Source organism: Streptomyces nanhaiensis, assembly GCF_046614825.1.
GTDB lineage: Bacteria > Actinomycetota > Actinomycetes > Streptomycetales > Streptomycetaceae > Streptomyces > Streptomyces radiopugnans.
Map to the genome: position 1 here is coordinate 1 of NZ_JBKJFM010000135.1, position 17,144 is coordinate 17,144.

At 74.4% G+C, this 17,144-nt stretch carries 17 protein-coding genes and 1 pseudogene; 9 read left to right on the forward strand and 9 right to left on the reverse strand.

The annotated features are described in order from the left end of the window. The 4 genes and pseudogenes from ACLIYP_RS23740 to tpg all read left to right on the forward strand — a co-directional run. Window positions 1-91 (forward strand): annotated as a pseudogene (locus tag ACLIYP_RS23740) (transposase); the annotation flags it as partial. After that, window positions 88-837, forward strand: coding sequence for a calcium-binding protein (locus ACLIYP_RS23745; protein WP_412715155.1), 750 nt, complete (start codon window positions 88-90; stop codon window positions 835-837). The pseudogene ACLIYP_RS23740 and the gene ACLIYP_RS23745, both read left to right, overlap by 4 nt. Window positions 838-1,068: 231 nt before the next feature. After that, window positions 1,069-3,216, forward strand: coding sequence for a telomere-associated protein Tap (gene tap, locus ACLIYP_RS23750; RefSeq protein ID WP_412715156.1), 2,148 nt, complete (start codon window positions 1,069-1,071; stop codon window positions 3,214-3,216). Window positions 3,217-3,219: 3 nt separating this feature from the next. Next, window positions 3,220-3,774, forward strand: coding sequence for a telomere-protecting terminal protein Tpg (gene tpg / locus ACLIYP_RS23755; RefSeq protein ID WP_412715157.1), 555 nt, complete (start codon window positions 3,220-3,222; stop codon window positions 3,772-3,774). A 54-nt stretch (window positions 3,775-3,828) separates the two neighbouring features. On the opposite strand, the gene ACLIYP_RS23760 is transcribed toward tpg, so the two are convergent. From ACLIYP_RS23760 to ACLIYP_RS23795, 8 genes are all read right to left on the reverse strand, one after another. Then, on the reverse strand, window positions 3,829-6,237 hold the full coding sequence (locus ACLIYP_RS23760) for an ATP-binding cassette domain-containing protein (protein WP_412715158.1): 2,409 nt from the start codon (window positions 6,235-6,237) through the stop codon (window positions 3,829-3,831). A 142-nt stretch (window positions 6,238-6,379) separates the two neighbouring features. Then, window positions 6,380-6,526, reverse strand: a complete 147-nt coding sequence (locus ACLIYP_RS23765) for a hypothetical protein (RefSeq protein WP_412715159.1) — start codon at window positions 6,524-6,526, stop codon at window positions 6,380-6,382. Window positions 6,527-6,531: 5 nt separating this feature from the next. Beyond that, the gene (locus ACLIYP_RS23770) at window positions 6,532-6,957 is read right to left on the reverse strand and encodes a helix-turn-helix transcriptional regulator (RefSeq protein ID WP_412715160.1); all 426 of its coding nucleotides are present in this window, start codon (window positions 6,955-6,957) and stop codon (window positions 6,532-6,534) included. A gap of 27 nt (window positions 6,958-6,984) precedes the next feature. Continuing rightward, complete coding sequence (locus ACLIYP_RS23775) at window positions 6,985-7,287, reverse strand: AraC family transcriptional regulator (protein ID WP_412715161.1); 303 nt, start codon at window positions 7,285-7,287, stop codon at window positions 6,985-6,987. Between the two features lie 69 nt (window positions 7,288-7,356). Further along, window positions 7,357-7,767 carry a VOC family protein gene (locus ACLIYP_RS23780; RefSeq protein WP_412715162.1) on the reverse strand — a complete coding sequence of 137 codons (411 nt, stop codon included), beginning with the start codon at window positions 7,765-7,767 and terminating at the stop codon, window positions 7,357-7,359. A gap of 82 nt (window positions 7,768-7,849) precedes the next feature. Beyond that, the gene (locus ACLIYP_RS23785) at window positions 7,850-8,197 is read right to left on the reverse strand and encodes a DUF1330 domain-containing protein (RefSeq protein WP_412715163.1); all 348 of its coding nucleotides are present in this window, start codon (window positions 8,195-8,197) and stop codon (window positions 7,850-7,852) included. Between the two features lie 162 nt (window positions 8,198-8,359). Then, entirely contained in the window at window positions 8,360-9,058 is a 699-nt protein-coding gene (locus tag ACLIYP_RS23790; protein ID WP_412715164.1) for an ABC transporter ATP-binding protein, read from the reverse strand. After that, window positions 9,055-10,143 (reverse strand): ABC transporter permease, encoded by a 1,089-nt coding sequence (locus ACLIYP_RS23795; RefSeq protein WP_412715165.1) that lies wholly within the window; start codon window positions 10,141-10,143, stop codon window positions 9,055-9,057. Before ACLIYP_RS23795 ends, ACLIYP_RS23790 begins: the two co-directional genes overlap by 4 nt. A gap of 178 nt (window positions 10,144-10,321) precedes the next feature. Here ACLIYP_RS23795 and ACLIYP_RS23800 point away from each other — a divergent pair, with 178 nt between their 5' ends. After that, window positions 10,322-11,566, forward strand: coding sequence for a sensor histidine kinase (locus ACLIYP_RS23800; RefSeq protein ID WP_412715166.1), 1,245 nt, complete (start codon window positions 10,322-10,324; stop codon window positions 11,564-11,566). Then, a complete protein-coding gene (locus ACLIYP_RS23805; RefSeq protein ID WP_412715167.1) occupies window positions 11,563-12,198 on the forward strand; it encodes a response regulator in 636 nt (211 codons plus the stop codon). The genes ACLIYP_RS23800 and ACLIYP_RS23805 overlap by 4 nt, the downstream gene beginning before the upstream one ends. Before the next feature lie 84 nt (window positions 12,199-12,282). On the opposite strand, the gene ACLIYP_RS23810 is transcribed toward ACLIYP_RS23805, so the two are convergent. Next, the gene (locus ACLIYP_RS23810) at window positions 12,283-12,960 is read right to left on the reverse strand and encodes an ArsR/SmtB family transcription factor (RefSeq protein WP_412715168.1); all 678 of its coding nucleotides are present in this window, start codon (window positions 12,958-12,960) and stop codon (window positions 12,283-12,285) included. Between the two features lie 85 nt (window positions 12,961-13,045). On the opposite strand from ACLIYP_RS23810, the gene ACLIYP_RS23815 reads away from it, so the two are divergent. From ACLIYP_RS23815 to ACLIYP_RS23825, 3 genes are all read left to right on the forward strand, one after another. Beyond that, window positions 13,046-14,362, forward strand: a complete 1,317-nt coding sequence (locus tag ACLIYP_RS23815) for an MFS transporter (protein WP_412715169.1) — start codon at window positions 13,046-13,048, stop codon at window positions 14,360-14,362. Between the two features lie 696 nt (window positions 14,363-15,058). Further along, the gene (locus tag ACLIYP_RS23820) at window positions 15,059-15,466 is read left to right on the forward strand and encodes a YciI family protein (protein ID WP_412715170.1); all 408 of its coding nucleotides are present in this window, start codon (window positions 15,059-15,061) and stop codon (window positions 15,464-15,466) included. A 5-nt stretch (window positions 15,467-15,471) separates the two neighbouring features. Next, window positions 15,472-16,647: an RNA polymerase sigma factor gene (locus ACLIYP_RS23825; protein ID WP_412715171.1), complete on the forward strand. Its 1,176-nt coding sequence runs from the start codon at window positions 15,472-15,474 to the stop codon at window positions 16,645-16,647. The last annotated feature ends 497 nt before the right edge of the window (window positions 16,648-17,144 follow it).

Genomic DNA, 17,144 nt, shown 5'->3' on the forward strand with positions numbered 1-17,144 from the left:
CATCCGGCGAGGACTGCGACACATCCAGTACCGCAGCGACCTCATCGACGGCTGCCTGGCCGAGACCGGCCTGACCATCAGACCCGGATGAACCCTTGCGACACCACGAGTTCAACCTCAGTAACCGCCGGCCTCGCCGCCGGCCCGGCCGCCGCCGCCGAGGCGAAGGCCCGCGTCGGAGCCGACTGGGCAACTCAGTCGATCGTCTTCACCGCCGCCGCGGGACAGGCCAACAACCTCAACGTGTTCTCCATGTACACCAGCGACGGGATCCGGCGGATCGGCTTCAGCGACGTGGTCCCGCTCGAACCGGGCGACCACTGTGCGTACTCCAGACCCGAGGACACCACCTCCGTGGTCTGCGAACTGCCCGCCGACAGCCCCCGGCCCGACAGGATCGACGTCCTCCTCGGCGACGGCGACGACACGATCGCCGCCTTCACCCCCGGGATCGGCACCGTCAGCGGCGGCCCCGGCGACGACGAGCTGCACGCCCACACCGCACGCACGGTGCTGGGCGACGCGGGGAACGACATGGTCATGGGACCCGCAGCCCTGCACGGCGGCGACGGCATGGACCACCTGATGGGTGACGGCGGCAACCAGCAGATGTGGGGCGGCCGGGGCGACGACATGATCGAGGGCTACGGCGGCGACGACACCGTGCACGCCGGCCCCGGCGACGATCACGCCATGGGCGGGGACGGCCGCGACATCCTCCTCGGCGGCCCCGGCAACGACACACTGGACGGCGAAGGCGGCGACGACCTCGTCTGCGGTGGCGCCGGAAAGGACGTCCTCGAAGGCGGACCCGGCCGCGACATCGTCCTCCCGTGAGCAGGCCATCTCGTTCGGCGAGTCGGCGGCGGCCGCCGCTCCGCGGCCGGGGCGGGCAGGGGGTACCGCCCGCTGGAACGGCTCCCACAGCTCGTCCGGCACCAGTCGCTCCACGGTCGTGACACCCGCGGACCATCGGCTACGCGAAACGAGATGCCCTGTAAAGGAGCTGGTCAAGCGGCAACGAGGGCAAGGGGGGAATCTGATAGCTTCCGGGCGGAGGTGACAGGCGTGCCCACCGAGGAAGAGCTGTTCGCGTCCGTCGACGCCCTGCTGGAGGAGGAGCCGCAGCTGCCGCCCCCGGCGGAGCGGGCCCGTCTGCGGGAGGCCGCCGGAATCACCCAGGCCCGTCTGGCCCAGGCGATGAAGTCGACGCTGCAGACGGTGAGGAACTGGGAGAACGGGCGCGCGGAGCCGAGGCCGCCCCGGCTGCAGGCGTATCAGCGGCTGCTGGAGGGCTGGGCCGCGAAGTACCCCAGGCCCGATGCTCCCCCGGTCGCGTCCGCGTCCGCGTCGGAGGCGGACGCGGACGCGGCCCCCGCCGCCCGGCGGCCGTCCGCCGCACCCGAGTCACCCTCCGCACCCGCCGAACCCCCGGGCGGGCCGGAGCCCGCCGCCGCACCGCGTACGGAGCGGTCTGCCGGCCCCGCCGCGTCCGCCTCCCCTCCCGCGCCGCCACGCCGCCCGGCACGCGAGCGGCCGGTGCCGGACATCGACGACGCCCCCTACCGGCACGGCCCGCTTGCCGTCCTGGACGGCGACGGCCTCGCGTACGGCGCGCAGGGCATCGTCATGGAGTGCCCGGCCACGACCGTCCCCGAGCTGGTGGAGTGGACGCTGACCGAATCCGGCCTGGGCGCGCCGCGGCTGCACCGCGCGGGCAAGGACTCCGACCCGCTGATCGTGCTCACCGCCTCCGCGGCGGTCAGGCTCGGCCTGCCCGAGCGCCTGGAAGGGCACGAGGCCCGCCGCACCCTGCGCCTGCCCGACGACCACCCGGTGGTCAAGCAGCTCACCAGGGCGCGGTGGAAGCTCACCAAACGCGGCTTCGGCCCCTGGGCCCGCGTCTACCGCCCCGCGCGGGGCGGGCAGCGGCAGTGCGTACAGCTGGCCGTCCTGCCCTGGGACGCTCTCGACGCGCGGGCCTGGCCAGGCGCCGCCGGCCTGTCCCCGGCCCGGCTCGCCGACGCGCTGGGCCTCTACGCCGCCCGGGTCATCACCCCGCGCGGCTCGACGGCCGTGACCGGGCTGGAGCTGATGACCGCCCTGCGCCCGCCCACCCGGGCCGTACGGGACGCCGGAAGCGGCGCATGGGTCCCCGGCCGCAACCCCGGATCGCTGGGCACCGACCCGGTCGACCCCGCCCCGCCCGAGGCGCCCGCCGGGCACCCCGTCGCCCAGGGCTGGGAAGGAGGGTTCCTGGACGAGGAGGTCTACCAGTGGGTCCGCGACGTCGGCCTGCTGTCGGACGCCGAGTGCCTGCTGCCCTTCGCGGTCGGCCTGGACATCAACACCGCGTTCCTGGCCGCCGCCGCCCGCCTCACCGTCGGCCTGTCCGGCCCCGAGCACGTCACCCGCCCGGTGTTCGACAAGAAGATCCCCGGCAGCTGGTACGTGGACCTGTCCCACATCGGCCTCGACCCGCGCCTGCCCTCCCCCTTCACCCCCACCGGCGAGCGCCCCACCGGACCGGCCTGGTACGCCACCCCCACCGTCGCCTACGCCCAGGAGCTGGGCTACGACGTCCGGCCCGCCGAGGCGTACCTGCGCCGGGAGACCGGCGCGTACCTCGACCCCTGGCACGACCGGCTCAAGGCCGCCTACCTCGACACCCTCGCCGACCTCGGTGTCACCAAGGACCTCACCGACACCGCCTTCCTCGCCGCGATGGAACGCCACAGGCAGGCCGACCCGGCCCTGGCCATGGTCCTCACCGCGATCAAGGCCACCGTCAAGGGCGGTATCGGCAAGCTCCGCGAGCGCCCCCAGGGACGCCACCACCGGGACGGGGAGCGCTGGCCCGCCCTGGAACGCCCGACCTGGCGCCCCGACATCCGCGCGGCCGTCATCTCCAGGGCCCGCGTCAACATGCACCGCAAGATGCTCAGGACCGCCGAGGCCACCGGCCTGTACCCCCTGGCCGTCCTGTCCGACTGCGTGGTCTACCCCAGCCCCGGCGAATCGCCGCTGGACTTCCTGCCCCGCACCGCCTCCGGCAAGCCCCTGCCCGGCTCCTTCCGCCTCGGCCCCAGCCCCGGCATGTGCAAGGTCGAGGGCGTGGCGCAGCTGGCCCGGGCGGTCGACCTGATGGAACAGGGCTACAACCCCGCCCGCCACATCAAGGACGGCGTCGACGCCGTCCTGGACGAAGGAGAGTGACCCGTGGGCGAGATCGACGACGCCATCGAGCGCGCCGAGGCGGAGGCGTTCACCCGCAACCCGCCCAAGTCCCTCCGGGCCCGGATCAACTTCCTGCTGGGCAAGCTCAAGACCACCCGTGCCGTGGCCGCCGAACTCGGGGTGAGCCAGCGCTCGGTGGAGCGCTACCGCAGAGGTGACCGGAAGAACCCGCCCCGGCACATCGCCGAGCGCATCGACGCCGCCGTCCGCGCCCGCTGGCAGCCCCTGGTGCGCGAGCGCCGCCGCCGCGAGGCCGCCACCACCGGCGGCATCACCATCGAGACCCGCGCCCGCTTCGGCTACTCCGCCCCCATCGGCTCCACCGACGACCCCCGTCTGCGCCGCCTGACCGTCCACCTCCCCCCGGCCTACGCCGACCGCCTCTTCGCCGCCCGGCAGCAGGGGGCCGGTGACCAGCAGCTGCGCGACATCGTCGCCGAAGGCCTCCGGGAGGAGTACTTCCGCGACGGCGGCCGCCGCGCCGACCGCCTCGACGTCGCCTTCACCGACATCGACTACATCGACGTGTCCTTCTGAGAGCCCGGCCCGCCGCCGTCACGGCGGCGGGCCGGGCTCCCGCCGGCCGGTCGTTCAGGCGCCGACGTAGGACGCGAGATGCTCGCCGGTGAGGGTGGAGCGGGAGGCGACGAGGTCGGCGGGCGTCCCCTCGAAGACGATCCGGCCGCCGTCGTGTCCGGCGCCGGGGCCGAGGTCGATGATCCAGTCGGCGTGCGCCATGACCGCCTGGTGGTGCTCGACGACGATGACGGTCTTCCCGGAGTCCACCAGCCGGTCAAGCAGGCCGAGCAACTGCTCGACGTCGGCGAGGTGGAGACCGGTGGTCGGCTCGTCGAGGATGTAGACGCCGCTCTTCTCGCCCATGTGCGTGGCCAGCTTCAGCCGCTGCCGCTCGCCGCCGGACAGCGTGGTGAGCGGCTGGCCGAGGGTGAGGTAGCCGAGTCCCACGTCGACGAGCCGGCCGAGGATCCGGTGCGCGGCCGGGGTGCGCGCCTCACCGGTGCCGAAGAACTCCTCGGCCTCGGCCACCGGCATCGCGAGCACCTCGCTGATGTCGCGTCCGCCGAGGCGGTGTTCCAGCACCGACGCCTGGAACCGCTTCCCCCCGCACTCCTCGCAGACGGTGGCGACACCGGCCATCATCGCCAGGTCGGTGTAGACGACGCCGGCGCCGTTGCAGGTGGGGCAGGCCCCCTCGGAGTTGGCGCTGAACAGCGCCGGTTTGACTCCGCCGGCCTTGGCGAACGCCTTGCGGATCGGGTCGAGCAGTCCGGTGTAGGTGGCCGGGTTGCTCCGCCTGGAGCCGCGGATGGGCGTCTGGTCGACGCAGACCACGCCGGTGCCGTCGGCCTTCGACCGCTGGAGCAGCGACCCGTGCACCAGCGAGCTCTTGCCGGAGCCCGCCACGCCGGTGACCACGCAGAGCACCCCGAGCGGGATGTCGACGTCGACGTTCCGCAGGTTGTGCGCCGTCGCGCCGCGGATCTCCAGGGCGCCGGCGGGCTTGCGCACCGCATCCTTGAGGGCGGCCCGGTCGTCGAGGTGGCGGCCGGTGAGGGTGTCCGCGGCCCGCAGCCCCTCGACGGTGCCCTCGAAGCAGACGGTGCCGCCGGCCGTCCCGGCCCCGGGGCCGAGGTCGACGACGTGGTCGGCGATGGCGATGACCTCGGGTTTGTGCTCGACGACGAGAACGGTGTTGCCCTTGTCGCGCAGGCGCAGCAGCAGGTTGTTCATCCGCTGGACGTCGTGCGGGTGGAGGCCGGTGGTGGGCTCGTCGAAGACGTAGGTGACGTCGGTGAGGGAGGAGCCGAGGTGGCGGACCATCTTCACCCGCTGCGCCTCGCCGCCCGACAGCGTGCCCGACGACCGGTCGAGCGAGAGGTAGCCCAGCCCGATCTCCACGAACGAGTCGAGCGACCGCCGCAGGGAGGCGAGCAGCGGCGCCGCCGAGGGCTCGTCGAGGCCGCGGACCCACTCGGCCAGGTCGCGGATCTCCATCGCGCAGGCGTCGGCGATGGAGATCCCCCTGATCTTCGAGGAGCGGGCCTGTTCGCCGAGCCTGCTGCCGCCGCACTCGGGGCACTCGGTGAAGGTGACCGCCCGGTCCACGAAGGCCCGGATGTGCGGCTGCATCGACTCCCGGTCCTTGGAGAGGAACGACTTCCGGATCTTCGGGATCAGCCCCTCGTAGGTGAGGTTGACGCCGCCGACCTTCACCTTGGTCGGCTCGCGGTACAGGAAGTCGTGGCGCTCCTTCTCGGTGTACTCGCGGATCGGTTTGCCCGGGTCGAAGAAGCCCGACTCGGTGATGACCCGCACCACCCAGCCGTCCCCGGTGTAGGTGGGGATGGTGAACGGGTCCTCGGAGAGCGACTTGGAGTCGTCGTAGAGCTGGGTGAGGTCGATGTCGGAGACCGCGCCCCGGCCTTCGCAGCGCGTGCACATGCCGCCGGTGCGGCTGAAGGTCACCTTCTCGGTCCTGGTCTTCTCGGCGCCGCGGTCGACCGTGAACCCGCCGCTCGCCGAGACCGATGCGACGTTGAAGGAGAACGCGGCGGGCGGGCCGACGTACGGCCGTCCGAGCCGGCTGAAGAGGATGCGCAGCATCGCGTTGGCGTCGGTGGCGGTGCCGACGGTGGAGCGGGGGTCGCTGCCCATCCGCTGCTGGTCGACGATGATCGCGGTCGTCAGCCCTTCGAGCACGTCGGCCTCGGGCCGGCCCGGCGTGGGCATGAAGCCCTGGACGAAGGTGCTGTAGGTCTCGTTGATCAGCCGCTGCGACTCGGCGGCGATCGTGTCGAACACCAGCGAGCTCTTGCCCGAGCCGGAGACCCCGGTGAACACCGTCAGCCGGCGCTTCGGGATCTCGATGCCGATGTCCTTGAGGTTGTTCACGCGTGCGCCGTGCACGCGGATCAGGTCGTGGCTGTCGGCGGCGTGCGGCTCGGACGCCCGTGTGTCCGTCCCCCTGGCCATGCTCATCGTCTCTCCGTATCCGCTGGGCGGGGCCTTCTTCGCGGCCCTTCGGCGTCGCCCGGTCCCGTCCGGCCCGTTTGTTCCGGGCACGTGCGTTCTTCCGGTCTCTTTCGTCGGCGCTGTCGCGCCCGGTCCACGGGGCCCGGGGTCACCGTCCGCGGGGCCGGGCGAAGCGCGGCGTCCCCTCGAACGCGGGGTCACCGCGTACCTCCGGGCCGGTGACGTCCCGGCGGAGGGCGAGCGCCTCGTCGTGGTCGTCGGCGGCGGTGAGGCACTGCCGGAGCCCGGTGTCCATGGGCCTCACGCTACGGGCGGGGGAGCGGGTTTCGCTTCTCCGTTCCTGACCGGTCGCGTGTGGATCTTGGCGATGCAGGCCGGTACGGCGGCCCCCTCGTCGTGCCGTCGGGCCCGGTAGGCGCTCGGGCTCTCGCCGACCAGCTCGGTGAAGCGCGAGCTGAACGACCCCAGCGAGGTGCAGCCGACCGCGAAGCACACCTCCGTCACCGACATGTCCCCCCGCCGCAGCAGCGCCTTGGCCCGCTCGATCCGGCGTGTCATCAGGTAGCTGTACGGCGTCTCCCCGAAGGCGGCGCGGAAGCTGCGGGAGAAGTGGCCCGGCGACATGAGGGCGGCGCGCGCCAGCGCCGGGACGTCCAGCGGCTCCGCGTAGTCGCGGTCCATCCGGTCACGGGCCCGGCGCAGCCGGACGAGATCCTCCAGCGTCACACGACCACCATCCCACGGCACCGGGCATCACCGGCACTGTTTCCGGCGCGCCGCGGAGCGGACCTCGGCGGTGCCGAGTCCGCCACGGAGCAGCGCCGCCGCCCGCTCGGCCCTGCGCGCCGCCAGGTACGCGTACGGCGACCGGCCGTAGGCCAGGCGGAACTGCCGGGCGAGGCACCCGGCGGGCACGCCCGCACCGCGGGCGAGCGCCTCAAGGTCCAGCGGCAGCGCGTACTCCCGGTCCATCCGGTCGCGGACGCTGCGCAGTCGCGCGAGGTCCTCCAGGTGCTTGGCCCGGGCGAGTGCGCGCCCCCACGCGGGGTGGCACATGGGGGAACTCCCTTCGTCGGCCGCCGTGCCGCCGTGCCGCGGCTCCGGCCGGAGCCGCGGCACGGCGGGTCAGCGGAGCTCCTGGACGCGGATCAGGTTGCCCGCGGGGTCGCGGAAGGCGCAGTCGCGGACGCCGTACGGCTGCTCTGCCGGCTCCTGGACGACCTCGGCGCCCTTGGCCCGCACCTCCTCGAAAGTGCCGTCGAGGTCGGGGGTGGCCAGCAGGATCCAGCCGTAGGTGCCCTTGGCCATCATCTCGGCGATGGTGCGGCGCTCGTCCTCGGTGATCCCGGGGTCGGTGGCCGGCGGCGCCAGGAGGATGGACGTGCCGGAGCGGCCGGCGGGGCCGACGCTGATCCAGCGCATCCTGCCCTGCCCGACGTCGCTGCGGACCTCGAAGCCGAGGACGTCGCGGTAGAACGCCAGGGACGCGTCCGGGTCGTCGTGCGGGAGGAAGGTCGTGTGAATGGTGATGTCCATGAAGGCCACGCTAGAAGCACTGCGCGGTCCGCGCTTCTCCGTTCCTGACCGGTTTCCCGGCGGGCTTCCCGGCCGGTCCGGCTCACCCGGCGGGCAGGGCCTCCCGCATCGCCCGCGCGGTGGCGGCCGGGTCGTAGCCCTCGGGGACGCCCTCGACCAGGATGATGTCGCCGGCGACGTGGCGGGAGCGCAGCGGCGCGATCTCCCGGTAGGCCGGTGAGTCCCACCAGGCGCGCGCCTCGGCGATCCCGGGGAAGGCGATCATCACGACGTGCCCGGGCCAGCTCCCCTCCTTCACCTCGTGCTGCGCGGCGTGCACGAGGAAGCGGCCGCCGTACGGCTCGAAGGTGGCGGGGATGCGCTCGATGTACTCGGCGATCTCCGGGTGCGGGGCGGCTTCCCGCAGATGGGCTATGGCGTAGGCGGGCACGATGCTTCCTTCCGGCCGTTCGGGCTACGTACGCGGACGATCCTGGCATCCGCACGCGCCGGAGGCGATTACCTCCCGGGTCATCGCCTCCGGCGCACGGCGCGGGCAGGCCGGTCCGGCCTCGGCGGGCTCCGGGGCCGGCGGGGCTCCCGGCGGCGGCCGTCAGGACGCGCGGGCCTGCCCGGCCGCGGAGGGCAGGCGCAGCCGCCCGTCGCGGATCTCGACGATCCGGTCGGCCGCGGTGAGGTGGGCGCGGTCGTGGGTGACCAGGACGGTCGCGGTGGCCCGCCGGCGGGTGAGGCGGGTGATCAGGTCGACGACGGCGGCGCCGCGTTCGCGGTCCAGGGCGCTGGTGGGCTCGTCGACCAGGAGGACGGTGGGGTCGTTCATCAGGGCGCGGGCGATGTTGACGCGCTGGCGCTGGCCGCCGGAGAGCTGGTGGGGGCGCCGGCCGGCCAGGTCGGCCAGGCCTACCGCGTCGAGCAGCTCCATGGCCCGGCCGCGGGCCCCGGCAGGCGGGCGTCCGTCGATCCGCGCCATGACCTGGAGCTGCTCGGCGGCGGTGAGGGAGGGCAGCAGGCTGGGCTGCTGGAAGACGATGCCGATCCTGCGGCGGCGGAGCCCGGCGAGTTCCGCGCGGGTCATGCCGGCGGTCGTGGTGCCGTCGACGGTGACGGTGCCGCGCTCGGGGGTGATGAGGGTGGCGGCGACCGCCAGCAGGCTGGACTTGCCCGAGCCCGAGGGCCCGACGACCGCGGTGAGGCTGCCTCCCGGCACGTCCAGGCAGACCCCGTCGAGGGCGGTCAGACGGGAGCCGCCGTCGGGATAGGTCAGGGTGACGTCGGTCAGGTGCAGGCTCATCGGGCGCTCCCCAGGGCGGTCAGCGGGTCGACGGAGGTGATGCGGCGGACGGACAGGGCGGCCCCGAGCGCCCCGAGGGCGATCATCACGGCGGCCGGGAGGAGGACGGTGGCGGGTGTGAGCACGAAGGGCACGTCCATGCCGGAGACGAGGGCTCCGACGGCGGCGGCGCAGCCGGTGCCGATCAGGGTTCCGGCCGCCAGCAGGACGACGGCCTGGCCGAGGGCGTCCTTCAGCAGGGTGGCGGTGGAGGCGCCCAGGGCCTTGAGGACGGCGATGTCGCCGCTGCGCTGGATGGTCCACACGGTGAAGAAGGCGCCGACGACCAGGGCGGAGATCGCGAACAGGAAGCCGCGCATCAGCTGCAGGGAGCCGTTCTCGGAGGCGTAGGAGCCGATCGCGGACAGCGACTCGTCCCTGGTGACCGTCCTCGTGCCCGCCGCACGGTCGGCGGCCCCTACGTCGGCGGCGGAGGTGGTGCTCAGGGCGATGACGGTGGCCGTCGGCCCGTCGGCCCCGCCCGCGGAGGGCGTGATCTCCCGCCAGAGGCCGAGACCGGTCCAGACGACCGGGGTGTGGCTGAAGAACGCGTCGCCGCTCACGGCGGCCACGGTCACCCGCCGTCCGGCCAGGGCGAAGGCGTCGCCCGCCGTGAGACCGAGGTCGTGCGCGGCGGTGGCGGACAGGACCACCGCGTCCCCGCCGAGCCGGCCGCCGCCGGGTGCGAGCACGGAGCCGGGCCGTACGCCGAAGGCGGACACACCGGCGCTCCTGTTCCCGGCGGTGGCCTTCGCGGTGGTGATGCCCAGCGGCTCGGCGGAGCTCACCCCGGGCGCCTGGGCCCAGCTGCGCCACTGCTCCTCGGTGACGGCGGAGTCCGCGTACGACGGCCCCTCGCCCTCGTCCGGGGCCGCGAAGGCGATCCTGTCGGCGGGCAGGGAGGTGATCGCGGAGGTGTTCTGCCGGCCCAGACCGGCGGTCAGGCCGGACAGCAGCCCGACCAGCAGGGTGATCAGCACGATGACGGTGCCCATCAGGGCGAAGCGCCCCTTGGCGAACTTCAGGTCTCTCCACGCGACGAACACGGTGCGGCCTGCCCTTTCAGGGGACACGGAGGTGGAAGCGGTACGCCCCCACCCTCGCCGCCGCCTTCCGGCAGGGCATCCGGCCCAGGACGGCAATCTGCGGATCGAAAGGCGGCACGCCGGTTGCAACTTTCGACAGAGGCCCGGCCTGGAGGTCTGTCCTTAGGATGGAAGGACTGTGAACTTCGCCGCCCCCGCCCCGATCCCCACCACGCGGGCCATGGCCTGGTGCCTGCACCTGCTGGTCGCCGGGCTGCTCGCGCTGACCGCCGTACGTGCCGTGGCCGGCGGCCTTCCGCACGCCGGAGCCGTCGTCGCCGCGGCGGCGGTGTGCGGCCTGGTGTACGCGGCCGGTCCGCTGCTTCTCCGGGTGGGCCGCTCGCGGCGGGCCGACGCGCTGTGGCAGGCCGCCGTGGGCGCCGCCTGGCTGGTGCTGCTGGCCCTCTCCGCGGACGGGGTGTGGGTGGCGTTCCCGCTGTACTTCCTCCAGCTCCATCTGCTGCCCCGCCGCGCGGGCCCGGCCGCCGTGGCGGCCACCGCGGCGGCGGCCACCGTCGGCTTCGCCGCCCACCAGGGCTCCTTCGGCGCGGCGGTGACGATCGGACCGGCCCTCGGAGCCGCCGTGGCGGTGGCCGTGGTGCGGGGGTACCAGACCCTGTACCGGGAGAGCGAACGGCGCAGGCGGCTGATCGAGGAACTCACCGCCACCCGCGCCGATCTGGCCGCGGCCCAGCACACCGCCGGTGTGCTGGCCGAGCGCGAACGCCTGGCCCGCGAGATCCACGACACCCTCGCCCAGGGGCTGGCCAGCATCCAGTTGCTGCTGCGGGCCGCCGAACGGGCCCTGCCCGGCGCACCGGAGACCGCCGCCCACCATGTAGGCCAGGCCCGCCGGGCCGCCGCCGACAACCTCGCCGAGGTCCGCCGCTTCGTCGCCGCCCTCGCCCCGCCCGCCCTGGAGGGCACAACCCTGGCCGGAGCCCTGGAGCGCCTGTGCGCCACCACCGGCGCCCGCCACCGGATCACCGCCCGCCTGCGCCTCACCGGCGATCCCGCCCCGCTGCCGACCGCGCACGAGGTCGCGCTGCTGCGGATCGCCCAGTCCGCCCTGTCCAACACCGTCCGCCACGCCGGGGCCGCCACCGTCGGGATCACCCTCGCCCACCTCGGCGACCACGTCGCCGTGGAGATCGCCGACGACGGGCGCGGCTTCGACCCCGGCCGTGCGCCCGCCCCCGGCCCGGAGACCGGCGGGTTCGGGCTGGCCGCCATGCGCGCCCGTGCCCACGCCCTCGGCGGGGAACTCACCGTCGAGTCCGCCCCCGGCCGCGGCACCGTCCTGACCGCCCGGCTGCCCCTGGGCCGGCCCGCGGGCACCGCGGCCGGTCTCGACCCCGACCCCGCACCCGAGGCACGCCCGTGACCGACTGCGCCATCCGTCTGCTCCTGGCCGACGACCACCCCGTCGTACGGGCGGGGCTGCGCGCCGTGCTGGAGACCGAGCCCGGCATCGAGGTGGTGGCCGAGGCCGCCACCGCCGAGGCCGCGGTCGCCCGCGCCGCCGAGGGCGACGTCGACGTCGTCCTCATGGACCTCCAGTTCGGCAGGGGGATGAACGGAGCCGAGGCCACCGCCGCGATCACCGCCCGCCCGTCGGCGCCCCGGGTGGTGATCGTCACCACCTACGACACCGACGCCGACACCCTCCCCGCCATCGAGGCCGGCGCCACCGGCTACCTCCTCAAGGACGCCCCTCCGGAGGACCTGGCCGCCGCCGTACGCACCGCCGCCGCGGGCCGCACCGCGCTGGCCCCCGCCGTCGCGGACCGGCTGATGAACCGGCTGCGCACCCCCGGCACCGCCCTGACACGGCGGGAGACCGAAGTGCTCGCCCTGGTCGCCCAGGGCCTGTCCAACCAGGCCGTCGGCGCCCGGCTCCACCTCACCGAGGGGACCGTCAAGTCCCACCTGGCCCGTGTCTACGCCAAGCTCGGCGTCGAGTCCCGCACCGCCGCCGTCGCAGCCGCCACCGAACTCGGCCTCATCCGGCGGTAGCGGGCGGCGCCGGCGGTCCGGTGGGACCACCGGCGCCGCCCGCGTCGTGCCTCCCCGCCCTCCCCGCCCCGGCCGGGAGGGCGCTCACACGCCGGTTCCGGTGGCGACGGGCAGGTCGGCCAGGCGCCACTCGAGCATGCCGTCGCTCAGGCGGATCGCCTTGCGGCCCCGCTCGGCCAGCAGGCGTACCGCGTCATGGGCCATCACGCAGTACTCGCCGCGGCAGTAGGCGACGACCTCGACGCCGTCGGGCAGTTCGCCGACGCGCTCGGCGAGTTCGTCGACGGGGATGGATATCGCGCCGGGGATGTGCCCGGCGGCGTACTCCCGCGCGGGACGCACGTCCAGCACGACGACGTCGCCGGACTCGACCCGGGCCAGGAGTTCCTCCCGGGCGACCCCCCGCCCCGCCTCCTCGCCGAGGTAGGCGGTGCGGGCCGGTTCCACGGTCGCCTGGTGGGTCCGGGCCACCTCGCGCAGCAGCGCGAACAGACGGGCCACGTCGTCTCCGGCGAGCCGGTAGTGGATGCGCACCCCCTCGCGCCGGGTGGCCACCAGTCCGGCCTGCTTGAGGGTCTGCAGGTGCGCGGAGGCGGTGGTCAGGTTCAGCCCGGCCGCCTTGGCGAGCGCGTCGACGGTGCGTTCCCCCTGGGCGAGCAGGTCGAGCAGCTCCAGACGTTTTCCGCTGGCCAGGGCCTTGCCGGTGGCCGCGAACGCGTCGTAGAGCCGTGCCTTGGCCTGGGTCCGCGTGGTCTCCGCCATAACATCCTCCATACTTCCATGGAATATCGTAGACGAGGATGGGCGCACCGGCCCGACCTCCCGTACCGAGACCTGGAGGGGCGCCGTGAGGTTCTCCGACGACCACCCGGCACCACCGGCCACCGCCTCCGGGCGGCCCGTCCGGCTGGGCCTGAGAGAGAACTGGCTCCAGTTCACGCTGCTGGTCATCGTCAACGTCTGCGTCGGCGGCCTGGTCGGCCTGGAGCGCACGACCGTCCCGCTGATCGGCACCGACGTCTTCGGCCTGACCAGCGACCTGGCGGTGTTCTCCTTCATCATCGCCTTCGGTCTCACCAAGGCGCTGACCAACCTCGCCGCGGGCGCGCTCACGGCCCGCTTCCGCCGCAAGCGGCTCCTGGTCGCCGGCTGGCTGATCGGCGTCCCCGTCCCCTTCGTCCTGGCCTGGGCGCCCTCGTGGGGCTGGATCGTGGCGGCCAACGTCCTGCTCGGCCTCAACCAGGGCCTGACCTGGTCGATGACCGTCAACATGAAGATCGACCTCGTCGGCCCGGCCCGCCGAGGCCTGGCCACCGGCCTCAACGAGGCCGCCGGCTACACCGCCGTCGGCGTCACCGCCCTGTTCACCGGCTACCTCGCCACCGTCTACGGCCTGCGCCCCGTCCCCGAACTCATCGGCGTCGTCTTCGTCGCCGCCGGCCTGGCCCTGTCCCTGGCCGTACGCGACACCGCCGCCCACGTCGCCCTCGAACTCGCCCAGCACACCAGGCCACTGCCCGGCGGCGAGAGCGGTGAGAAGGGCGAGGACGGCGACAAGGGCGGGAGCACCGCCCTGGCCGCCGCCTTCACCCGTACCTCCTGGAACAACCGATCCCTGCGCGGCGCCAGCCAGGCGGGCCTGGTGAACAACCTCAACGACGGCCTGACCTGGGGCGTCTTCCCCCTGCTGTTCACCGAGCACGGTCTGGGGCTGGCGGCCGTCGGGCTGATCAAGGGCCTCTACCCGATCCTGTGGGGCCTCGGCCAGATCCCCACCGGCCACCTCGCCGACCGCATCGGCCGCAAGCCCCTCATCGTCTCCGGCATGCTCGTCCAGGCCGCGGGCTTCGTCCTCGCCCTCGCCCTGCTGGACCGCCCGCTCCTGGCCGGGGTCCTGTCCGCGACCGCGCTCGGGATCGGCACCGCCATGGTCTACCCGGCCCTGATCGCCTCCGTCTCCGACCACGCCCACCCCGCCTGGCGTGCCAACGCCCTGGGCGTCTACCGCTTCTGGCGCGACATCGGCTACGCCGCCGGCGCGCTCGTCGCAGGCGTCCTCGCCGACGCCCTCGGCCTCGACGCCACCGTGGCCGTCGCCGCCGCCCTCACCGCCGCCTCCGGCCTGCTGGCCGCCCGCTGGATCACCGAGCACCCCGTACGGTGACCTGCCGCCCCGGCGGGGACGGGCGGCCTCCCCCGGGCGGAACGGGGCGCCGGGCGGGGTCTGCGGGCGGGGCCGGTCCGGGCCGGCGGACCCGTGCGGTACGGCGGCAGGCCGCACTCGCCGCTCGCGTTCGGGCCCTCGGCGGACGCGAGGTCGCGTGGGACCGGCCGGGACGCCGTACCGCCGGGGCCGCCGCCGACCGGGCACGGCGGCGGCCCGGCCCGGTGGGTCAACTGCCACAGCTTCTGCGGTCTGTCCCGGTCATGGGGCTCTCCTTTTCGTCGTGGGGCCGTGCGGCGCCGCGCGCGTGCGGCATTCCGCCCGGCCTTCGAAGGGGGCGCCGCCTCGGGCCGCCGGCGGTCCGGGCCGTCCTGACGGGATGAGCCGCACGCTCGCCCGGAGCGTGTCCCGCGGGACGAGCGGGCCGACGTCACCGGGTGTTCGCCATTTCGAACGTCGGCCGAATCGCCGGACGTCCAAGGATCATGGAGAGGCGTCGAACGGTGTCAACACCCCCGACCCGCCGCTGCCCGGAGCCCCCTCGGCGCCGAGCGCCGGGTGCCACGAGACGGCTCGTGCGGGCTCGTCCAAGCGGGCCGGAAAATCCCGCGCGGCGATGTCGAGAACCCGCGGCCGGCTCCGTCCCCGGGGTGAACGCGGCCACAATGGGCCGCACCAGCACCGAGGAGAGAAACGATGGCCAAGTACCTGCTGCTCAAGCACTACCGCGGCGCTCCGGCCCCGGTCAACGACGTGCCCATGGACCAGTGGAAGCCGGAGGAGGTCTCGGCCCACCTGAAGTACATGCAGGACTTCGCGGCCCGGCTCGAGGAGACCGGCGAGTTCGTCGACGGCCAGGCGCTCTCCCCGGAGGGGACGTTCGTCCGGTACGACGGCGAGGGCCGCCCGCCGGTCACCGACGGTCCGTTCGCCGAGACCAAGGACCTCATCGCCGGCTGGATGGTGATCGACGTCGACAGCCACGAGCGCGCCGTGGAGCTGGCCGGAGAGCTGTCGGCCGCCCCCGGGGCGGGCGGCAAGCCGATCCACGAGTGGCTCGAGGTGCGCCCGTTCCTGACCGCGCCGCCCACCATCACGGAGTGACCCCGATGGACGAGGCACTGCTCCGGAGCCTCACGCCGAGCGTACTCGCGATCCTCGGCCGCCGCGGAGCCGACTTCGCGGCGGCCGAGGACGCCGTCCAGGAAGCACTCCTGGAGGCGCTCCGCGTCTGGCCGGACCACCGGCCGCAGGACCCCAAGGGCTGGCTGGTCACCGTGGCCTGGCGCAAGTTCCTCGACGCCGCTCGGGCTGAGACCGCCCGCCGCCGGCGTGAGGAGCGCGTGGAGGAGGAACCGGCGCCCGGGCCCGCCCCCGCGGTGGACGACACCCTCCAGCTCTACTTCCTGTGCGCCCACCCGTCGCTGACACCGTCGTCCGCGGTCGCGCTCACGCTGCGCGCCGTCGGCGGGCTGACCACCCGCCAGATCGCCCGGGCCTACCTGGTGCCCGAGGCGACCATGGCGCAGAGGATCAGCCGGGCCAAGCGCACCGTGGCCGGCGTACGCCTGGACCGGCCCGGCGACGTCGCCACCGTGCTGCGCGTCCTCTACCTGGTCTTCAACGAGGGCTACTCCGGCGACGTCGACCTCGCGGCCGAGGCCATCCGGCTCACCCGGCGGCTCGCGGCCGCCGTCGACCACCCGGAGGCGGCGGGGCTGCTCGCCCTCATGCTGCTCCACCACGCCCGGCGCGCCGCCCGGACCGCGCCCGACGGCAGCCTGGTGCCGCTCGCCGAGCAGGACCGCGGCAGGTGGGACACCGGGCTGATCGCCGAGGGCATCGGGATCCTGCAGGCGGCGCTCGCCCGCGACCGGCTGGGCGAGTTCCAGGCCCAGGCCGCCATCGCGGCGCTGCACGCGGACGCGCCCACCGTCGAGGAGACCGACTGGGTGCAGATCGTCGAGTGGTACGACGAACTCGTGCGCCTGACCGGCAGCCCGGTCGCCAGGCTCAACCGCGCGGTGGCCGTCGGCGAGGCCGACGGACCGCGTGCCGGCCTGGCGGCGCTCGCGGCGCTGGAGGACTCCTCCCGGAGCGCCTCGGGCAGGGGCCGCCCCGTACCCCGCCACGCCGCGGTGGCGGCGTACCTCCACGAACGCGACGGCGACCTCGCGACGGCGGCACGGCTGTACGCCGAAGCGGCCGGCAAGGCCCCCAACCTCGCCGAGCGCGACCACCTGACGCGCCAGGCCGCCCGGCTCAACGCCCGCAGGCACCGCTGACGGCAGCGCCGACGGCATCGCTGACGGGGCCGCTGACGGGGCCGCGGCCCGGACCTGCCCGCGGCACCCGGCGTACCCGCGGTGTCCCGTCGTCCCGATCGGCTTCGCGCCCAAGCGCGCAGACGGGCCGGCAGGCCGTCGTCCACGGGGCAGGGGCGTTCCGGGGGCAGGAGCCGCCGGGCCCCGGCCTCACGGCTCCGCACCCACCGGGCGGCCGGGGCCGACCAGCCGGCGGCAGCCAGCAGGGCCACGCCCGAGACGGCGTACAGCAGGCCCGTGAGAGCGGCCAGCGAAGTCGCAGAAGACAGGGAGGTCTCATCGGTACAGTGGGCCGCGGCGAGCACAAAGGAGTGGCCGGGGGAGAAGGGGGGCGGGTTGTAGGGGTCCGGAGGCGTAACAAAGACCCTGAAGTGCACCAGGGCGTGCGCGAGGAGGAAGACCACCACCAGCGCCCTGATCACCGCGCGGACTCCGGCTACGGCCCTAGATCAGAGAAG